The organism is Sulfurovum zhangzhouensis, from assembly GCF_030347965.1.
Taxonomy (GTDB): domain Bacteria; phylum Campylobacterota; class Campylobacteria; order Campylobacterales; family Sulfurovaceae; genus Sulfurovum; species Sulfurovum zhangzhouensis.
In genome coordinates this window covers 101021-109267 of the sequence record NZ_JAQIBD010000005.1, presented here as the reverse complement: position 1 = coordinate 109267, position 8247 = coordinate 101021, and the positions used below count along the sequence as shown (strand labels likewise).

Annotated in this window: 8 protein-coding genes and 1 pseudogene; 3 read left to right on the top strand and 6 right to left on the bottom strand. The window is 39.8% G+C overall.

Annotated features, from left to right (window positions below; all coding sequences use genetic code 11):
• From PGH07_RS11210 to htpX, 6 genes and pseudogenes are all read right to left on the bottom strand, one after another.
• Positions 1–105 (bottom strand): annotated as a pseudogene (locus PGH07_RS11210) (30S ribosomal protein S18); the annotation flags it as partial.
• A 12-nt stretch (positions 106–117) separates the two neighbouring features.
• Entirely contained in the window at positions 118–609 is a 492-nt protein-coding gene (ssb, locus tag PGH07_RS11205; protein WP_289414593.1) for a single-stranded DNA-binding protein, read from the bottom strand.
• Positions 610–638: 29 nt separating this feature from the next.
• Positions 639–992 carry a 30S ribosomal protein S6 gene (gene rpsF, locus PGH07_RS11200; RefSeq protein ID WP_289414592.1) on the bottom strand — a complete coding sequence of 118 codons (354 nt, stop codon included), beginning with the start codon at positions 990–992 and terminating at the stop codon, positions 639–641.
• A 175-nt stretch (positions 993–1167) separates the two neighbouring features.
• The gene (gene holA, locus PGH07_RS11195; protein ID WP_289414591.1) at positions 1168–2145 is read right to left on the bottom strand and encodes a DNA polymerase III subunit delta; all 978 of its coding nucleotides are present in this window, start codon (positions 2143–2145) and stop codon (positions 1168–1170) included.
• The gene (locus tag PGH07_RS11190; RefSeq protein ID WP_289414590.1) at positions 2145–4133 is read right to left on the bottom strand and encodes a VacB/RNase II family 3'-5' exoribonuclease; all 1989 of its coding nucleotides are present in this window, start codon (positions 4131–4133) and stop codon (positions 2145–2147) included. Before PGH07_RS11190 ends, holA begins: the two co-directional genes overlap by 1 nt.
• 34 nt (positions 4134–4167) lie before the next feature.
• Positions 4168–5004, bottom strand: a complete 837-nt coding sequence (gene htpX, locus PGH07_RS11185) for a zinc metalloprotease HtpX (protein ID WP_289414589.1) — start codon at positions 5002–5004, stop codon at positions 4168–4170.
• 295 nt (positions 5005–5299) lie between these two features.
• On the opposite strand from htpX, the gene PGH07_RS11180 reads away from it, so the two are divergent.
• From PGH07_RS11180 to PGH07_RS11170, 3 genes are read left to right on the top strand one after another with little or no spacing between them, the layout of a single operon-like run.
• Positions 5300–6406 (top strand): hypothetical protein, encoded by a 1107-nt coding sequence (locus PGH07_RS11180; RefSeq protein WP_289414588.1) that lies wholly within the window; start codon positions 5300–5302, stop codon positions 6404–6406.
• Positions 6403–7062 carry a response regulator transcription factor gene (locus PGH07_RS11175; RefSeq protein WP_289414587.1) on the top strand — a complete coding sequence of 220 codons (660 nt, stop codon included), beginning with the start codon at positions 6403–6405 and terminating at the stop codon, positions 7060–7062. Before PGH07_RS11180 ends, PGH07_RS11175 begins: the two co-directional genes overlap by 4 nt.
• Entirely contained in the window at positions 7052–8209 is a 1158-nt protein-coding gene (locus PGH07_RS11170; protein ID WP_289414586.1) for a sensor histidine kinase, read from the top strand. The genes PGH07_RS11175 and PGH07_RS11170 overlap by 11 nt, the downstream gene beginning before the upstream one ends.
• Positions 8210–8247 lie beyond the last annotated feature (38 nt).

Sequence of the window (8247 nt, the reverse complement as noted above, 5' to 3'; positions counted from 1 at the left end):
AGAGAGTGAGAATTTAAGTTGAGCCAAATCTTTATAATCAATGAAGTCAATTTTTGCTTCACAGTATTTACAGTATCTTTTTTTGAATTTTCTTCTTTCTGCCATAGTTATGTTCTCCTAAAACGGTATTTCATCTTCACTGATGTCTATTTCTGGGATGGTATGATTTGACTGTTGCTGTGGTGCACTCTGTGGTTGAGAGGGTGCATTGTATGACGGCTCAGGTTGTGCATAGTTATCTGTAGGCATTGCATTTTGGTATGAACCTTCACTGCCTATTTCATCTTTGCTGCCAAGCATCTGCAAGTTCTCTACCGTGATAGAGTGTTTGCTTCTTTTGCTGCCGTCTTGTGCTGTCCACTGATCAAGTGTCAGTCTACCATCTACTAAAACTTTGCTTCCCTTACGTAAGTACTGGTTTGCTATCTCAGCAGTTCTTCCAAAGAAAGTAAGATCAATGAACATTACCTCTTCTTTTTGTTCACCTGTTTGAGATTTGAACCTTCTACTGGTTGCGATCGCAGTTTTTCCGATAGCACTTCCGCCTTGTGTATAACGGATCTCAATATCTCTAGCCAGGTTTCCTGCCAAAATAACTTTATTGTACATAGGGTTGCTCCTAGTTATGTGCGTGTGGCTTACGCTTCTTTAGCTACGCTTTTGTTCGCTGATTCAACAAGTTTGTTGAATTGTGCCATCTCTCTGTTGTTTGTATATTTTACTGTGAGGAACTTGATCACGTCTTCGTTGATTCTAAGGTTTCTCTCTAGCTCTGTGATAACAGAACCTTCAGCTTTAAAGTAAACAACAGTGTAGTAACCTCTGTCACTTTTCTGAACTTGGTAAGCAAGTTTTTTCATACCCATATCATCAGTTGCAAGAATCTCTGCACCTTCTTTAGTAAGTACATCTTTAATCTTAGCAACTTGTGCTGCTGTCTCTTCTTCTGTTAGCGTAGGTTTTACTACGAAGAGTGTTTCATAACAATTCATGTCTTTCCTTTTGGTTTAATAGCCCATATATTCAGATACGCTATTTTCACAATAGCTTGGTTATTAAAGTATCTGTCCAAAAAATGAGCAGGAATTTTGGAAGCGATATTTTACTATATATTATCTTAGAGGAATATTTATCAAAATGATGATGACTTACGGGAGAAAAGAGACTTTACAGGTATCCCTGTATCTTGATCAGCATACTGTAAAGCAGGACCTCTTTTTGTGTCGCAGGTGCTTTTTTCATCTCTATTTCACTTTCAAGCAAATGTTCAAAGATCTTGAGTAATGCAGCTGATTTGACACGTAAAGCCAAAGAAGCTTTTTGTTCTTCAATATTCTTAGGCAGTTTGTATCCAAGGATTGCAGCAGAGTCTACCTGCCCATGAAGTTTGATATACGCATGGAAGAGGAAGATCTGATTTACAAAGTACTGAGTTGCACGCAAGATAGATGCCTCATCCTCTCCAAGTTCCAGCAGCTTTGTAATCGTATCGGTGATCGGTTTTTTTTGGAACAGGTCGATAAGCAGTTGTTCGATCGCCAATGGTGCAGTGGAGTAAACCAGTCTATCGATATCTTTGCTGGTAATTTTACTGTCCAGAATGGCAAGCTTCTCAAGCTCATTGGCACAGAGTGCCAAATTATTGTTGAGAACAAGCATAAGGTGTTGCAGGGCATAGTGATCGATATCCAGTCCTACCTGCTGTGCTTTTTGCTGAAGTGTTGCAACTCCTTCTCGGATATTGGGCTCAAAAAAACGTACCCAGACTCCGCCGCTTTTATCAGTGAAAGATGCTTGCATACTTTTGGCATCACTTGCTGCCCCGCCATACCCATAGATAAAGTAGTTGTCATCATTCTTATTGGCAAGTTCTACCAGAATATCGAGCTCTTTTTTAGGGATCTTTTTATCTCTTTTTGTGACTACAAGGTTTGTACCTCCAAAGAGAGAACTTTGCGATAAAAATGCCTTTGCCTGATCAAAATCCCACTCATCATGATAGAGTAAAAGCATACTCTCTTTGGCATCAAGTTTTTTGATATAGTAGTTTATGTAGTAGTCAATAAGATAGTCATTTTCTCCGTAAAACAGTACGGCTTTCGGTAGCGAACTTTGCAGACGCTGATTGAAATCTTTTTGATACATTAAGCAAGCTCCATCTTATCACGACTGAGTTTTTCCACAAATTCACACTGGATAAAGGCTTGCGGGATGCTGACATCACTGATACGTACTTTAACGCGGTCAAAGAGCATGACTTGATCGGCTCTGAGATGTACAACAATTCCCTGAATATCAGCATGGAGTACAGCTTTGGCATCACCACTCTCTTCGATCTCGACTACTTCGGCTCCAAATACTTCACCCACCTTCGTAGCTGCCCATCTGGCAAATTTACGGTCTCTGAAGTCCCACTCTGATTTGACTTCTTTGCGTTCGAGTTCACTGACTCTCGCACAAAGCGATTCGATATTTCTTAGCAAATACTCCATCTCCTGCTCGTCATCTTGCAATTGGGCTTTGATCATACGGTGCAGGATGAGATCTGAGTAACGTCGTATCGGGGAGGTGAAGTGGCTATAGTACCTATATCCCAGACCGAAGTGTCCGACATTGTGCGCCGCATAGCTTGCCTGACGTAAAGATTTGATCAGCATGGCATCCACTTCGGCGCTCAGTCCCATTTTTTCAGCCTCTTTTTGGATCGCACGGATCAGTGAAGGGGAGTCTTCATACTCCTCTACATAAAGCCCCACAGATGCCAGTTGAACAAGCAGCTCTTCAAGTTTGGAGAGTTGAGGCGGTTCGTGGATACGGAAGATACCCAATTGATCCTCTTCATCTCCGGCAAATCTTTTTGCCGCAGCCTGGTTTGCAAGGAGCATACATTCTTCGATAAGAGAATGCGAAGGTGTACCTGTTTCTATCTGAGTATTTACTAAGAGATGTTCTGCATCGATTGAGAGCTTGATCTCTTCGCTTCTGAAGTCAAACCCTTCTTTGAGACGTGCATTGCGCAGTCTTAAGGTAATTTTTTGCAGAGGTAGAAGCCATGTAAGCAGTCTTTCCACAGTACCCTCTGCATTACGGCCGTCTGTAGCGATGATCTCATCGACCTGGTCGTAGTTAAAACGGTGTTTTGAGTGGATGATCGCTTCGAAGAATTCTTCGTTCAGGGGTTTTAGGCTATTTCTGTCAAGTTCGATCTTGGAGACAAAAGCCAGACGGTCTACTCTAGGTTTTAATGAACAGATATTTTCACTCAGTTCACGTGGGAGCATTGGAAAAGATTTATGCGGGAAGTAGGTTGTAAAACCACGCTTTTTAGCCTCTTTATCAATATGGGTGAAGTAAGGAACATAGTGGCTTACATCAGCGATCGCAACATAAAGTGTATAGTTTTTCAGATCAAAGTAGATCGCATCATCAAAATCTTTTGCAGTAACTGGGTCAATCGTACAGAAGTCAAGATGTGTAAGGTCTACACGGTCAGGGTGTTCACTTCTGGTCACTTCACTTTCTACTTCGATGGCTTCAGTCACACATGCTTCAGGAAATGCATCTTCACGTTCATAGAGTGCCAGTGAAATCTTCTCATCGACTTTAGGATCATCTAAAGTACCAAAGATCTCCATTACATTATCCGTATCTATATCGACCTTCAGTACCGTACCTAGTTTGAAGGCTTTGAGATCCATACCTTCCATTTTTGCATAGGTTGGCTCATTGGTACGGATATCCAGGATCATAAAGTTGCCTGATTCATCTCTATGCGTATAAGCAATGGTAAAGAGGTGGGCTTTATCAATGACCATCAATACTTTGCCGCTCGGACGGCCGCGTCTGGCAATAATACGTTTGACCACAACGGTATCACCGTGTCTTGCGTCACCTAGAAAATCAGGTTCAACAAGCAAATCACGTTGTTCTTTGAACTCTGCTTCAACATATCCGCGCCCATCTTTCCCCATATAAAGGCGTCCGGCACGGTAAAGCGAGCCCAGTTTCCACAGGCCGTTTACCTCTTCGATAGCTCCGGCTTTCTGTAGAGCTTGAAAGGTATTTTGGTTCTCCTGCTCGATATCTGAAGCAAGACAACCGTTCATAAGTTGTATGGCAAATGGTGAGGACAAAGAAACCCCTTCTTTTTTAACTAATTATAGCACCTTAGTACTTCAATTGCTCCAGTCTATCGATTCTGTCCTGGGTAGTCGGGTGGGTACGGAAAAGATTTTGTAATGAGAAATCCTTACCTGTAAACGGGTTGATGATAAACATATGCGCTGTCTGCGGATCAGCGTCATGCATCGCAATACCTCTGGCATAGTTATCCAGTTTTGCCAGACCGCTTTGGAGCCATTCCGGATGTCCTGTCATGCGTGCAGCACCTTCATCCGCCATAAATTCTCTGCTTCTACTCACTGTCATTTGTATGATGGTCGCGGCAAGAGGCATGATGATCATCAATGCGATCATAACGATAGGGTTGGCAGGTCTGTCGCGGTCACCGCCTCCAAAGAACATTCCGAAGTTTGCCAGCATGCTGATGGCACCGGCAATGGTTGCTGCTACTGTACCGATAAGCATATCATAGTGTTTGATATGGCTAAGCTCATGAGCGATCACCGCTTCTACTTCGTTCTCATCAAGTAAATTGAGCAGTCCCTCTGTCACTGCTACCGCAGCATTTTCATAGTTACGACCCGTAGCAAAAGCATTGGGCTGCTGATCAGGGATGATGTAGAGTGCCGGCATTGGAAGTCCTGCACGGTTCGTCAGTCTTGTGACGATCTTATAGAGTCCCGGTGCGTTGTTGTGATCTACCGGGATTGCATGATAGTGTTTTAGTACCTGTTTGTCACTGTAGTAATACGCATAGAAGTTCATCCCCGCAGCGATCAAAAAAGCAATGATCATCCCACCGCGTCCTCCGATCATCCCTCCAAACCAGATAAATAGCAGGGTAAGCCCTACCATTAAGGCATAGGTTTTAAATTGTTCCATTAATAGTTTATTCCTTCTATTGAAAGTTTATAGTTTTTATAATTATAATATAAGATGAGAGTAAATCGAAAGTAAATACTTTTGTAATCCAATACATTGTCTTGGATTAATCAAATATTTTAGATGTCGTATATCTTGTCCTTCGAAAAACAGTTTTTTTATTATCAGTACATCTTAATTTAGTATAGTGTGATATTATTTCCTTGAATAAATAAAAATATATTAAGCAATATTAATAATTTTTATAATATTTATACATAAAAGTATAAAAAATTAAAATAGGAAAGCGAATAGTATGAAAAAATATGACAAAACAGTACTTATTGTAATGTTTTTTCTTTTATTGATATTGTTGTCTTCAAGTCTTTTCTTTTTTAACCGTTCAGAAGATGACAGGATCGCAGAACTAAGTGACAACATCATCAATGAATTTCGCTCGGCACTTTCAAATGAAATGGCAGAGCTATTGTCTTTCTCTCTAGCCTTGGCAGAGAATGGAGACTTGAAAGAAGCATTGAAAAAAGATGATGAAACAGAAGGATATCAAATACTTCGTGATATCACTGAACGTTTTAAAAAACATACCCACATGAAGTCTCTTCGCGTACAGGTTCTTACACCTGAATTTTATATTTTTGCGAGGAGCTGGAGTGAGGGATTTGAAGGGATGCCTATCTGGTGGTTCAGAGAAGATCTTGAAACACTCAAGAACAATAAACAGCCTAAAGTGGGGATGGAAACGGGACGTCTACTTACATTTAAATCCACTATACCTATTCGGAGCCAAAAAACACTGTTGGGATATTTGGAAGTTATCCGGTTTGTAGACGAGTTTTCTGTAAAACTACATACCAAAGGTATTGAACTGTTCGCCTTGATGGATGAGGTCTATCTGGAACAGGCATCACTCATGAGAAATTTTCCAAGACTATTTGGTAGAGTCATTGCAAACCAAAACTATAATAGTTCATTGAGACGTCATTTGGAAAATATTGACACACACAAGCTTTTTGAGAAACAGTTTTTAATGGACAATGACAGACTTTTATTGTGGGAGCCGATGTACAATGGGGAAGGTGATGAGATAGGAGGGTATTTGCTTGTTCTTTCTGATGAGTCATTGAAAAACTATGAAACTGACTCACATGATTTTTTATTTTTCAGGCAGTTTTCCCAGGAAGATATCAATCGTGCCTTTGAGCTTAAAGGACAAAACTTTGGCAGTTTTAAAAGCGGTTATGACCGTGACCTTGTAGGTTTACTTCCTAAACTGCATGAAGAAGATAAACGTGAATTGGAGCAAGAAGCAAGAGAGATTCTAAACCTTTATGATAAAAATGAGTTGATAGATATCATACTTGAAAACAAGTATAAGGAAAAGAAAACAGGAGTGATAGAATGAGAATATTGATCTTGGAAGATGAAAAAGTGCTGGCTATGAGCATTAAAGAGTTTTTGGAGGATTCAGGCTATGAAGTCGCGTGCTACTCTAGCTCTGAAGATGCTTATGACGCTGTATTTGAAAAACCGTTTGACCTTCTTTTGCTGGATGTAAAAGTACTTGGAGACAAAAACGGCTTTGAGATGCTTCAGGAACTACGTAAAGAAGGTTTTAAGATACCGGCTATTTTTATCACCTCTTTAACAGACGTTGAGGATCTGACATATGGGTACAAATGCGGTGCCTGTGATTATATACGTAAGCCTTTCGATCTCATCGAACTGAAACTCCGTATTGAACAGGTGATTAGGGCACATTGCTTTATCTCAGAAGAAGATAAGATCACACTTCCTTATGGATATAGTTATGATGTCAAAAAAATGAAGTTGGAACGGGAGGGGAAAACGATTCAACTTGCAAAGACAGAAGCAAAGATCATGGAACTTCTAGTCAAATATCGTGGAAGTGTGGTAACTTATCAGATGTTTTGGGAAGAGATATGGGGTGAATGGATTGATCCTTCCAATATCCGTGTTCAGGTAGGAAATCTGAGAAAAAGACTTGATCATGATTTGATCAAAAACATCCGTGGCGTAGGATACAGCATTGATCTTTGATGTCAGAAAGTTTTCTCGGAGATATGCGATTATTTATACGGCGATGATCGCTGCGGTACTTATCATTCCACTGATTACTTATATTGTTTTTCTTTTACAGATTGATGAAGCAAAAGCAGAACTTTCTTTGGAAAAGCAGGCTAAAAAGATCATTATCTCCATGCAGCACTATAAGAATAGCGATCAGATCTATCATTTTCCGCGTTATCAGGAATACACTGCTGCACTCTATGATGAGAACTTCAAGAGTATATTCAGCACATTGCAGTTTGAACCCCGTACTTTTACGGAAGGATTTCATCATCAAAAAACGAATTACTATTATATCTATGAATTTGCCGATGATTATTACTTCGGTGCAACCTACCTCCTTGTATCAAAGAAACATACACATAATAAAATCTACTTTTTTGCATTCAGTGTGATGGCAGCGGTTATCGTTGTACTCTTTATATTTTCATTGTTATTACTGAAAAATTTCTCTGCTCCGTTTGAAACGATGAATACCCATCTGGATAACTTTATCAAGGATTCGATGCATGAGATCAATACGCCACTCAGTATTATCAATCTCAATGCCGATCTGTTTGGAGCGAAATACGGTGAAAATAAATATTTATGGAGAATCAAAGCTGCTTCCAAAACACTCGCTACGATATACAGTGATATGGACTACCTGGTAAAACAGGGGCGGGTGCAACATAAAATCAAAGAGATAGATTTCGGTGAATTCGTTCAAAACAGGGTCGACTATTTCCAGGTAGTTGCGAACATGAAGAATATTAAACTCAAAACAGATATCACTCCCGGCATTATCTATCACTTCTCAACAACGAAACTGCAACGTATCGTAGATAACACTATTTCCAATGCTATCAAATACAGCCATGATAATGATGAGGTAGAGATCATTGTCAAAGAAAGTGATGAATCCATTGAATTTACCGTCAAAGATCATGGTGTAGGAATAGCAAATACTGATAAGATATTCTCCCGTTACTATAGGGAAAATGATGCAAAAGGCGGATTTGGTATCGGACTCAATATCGTAAAACAGATCATTGATGAGGAGGGAGTTACACTTCAGGTCTCATCAAAGATCAATAATGGCGCTATTTTCTCTTATAAATTCTACAAACAGAAATAATTTTTCATAATTTATAAATATTTATATTTTTTTTACAC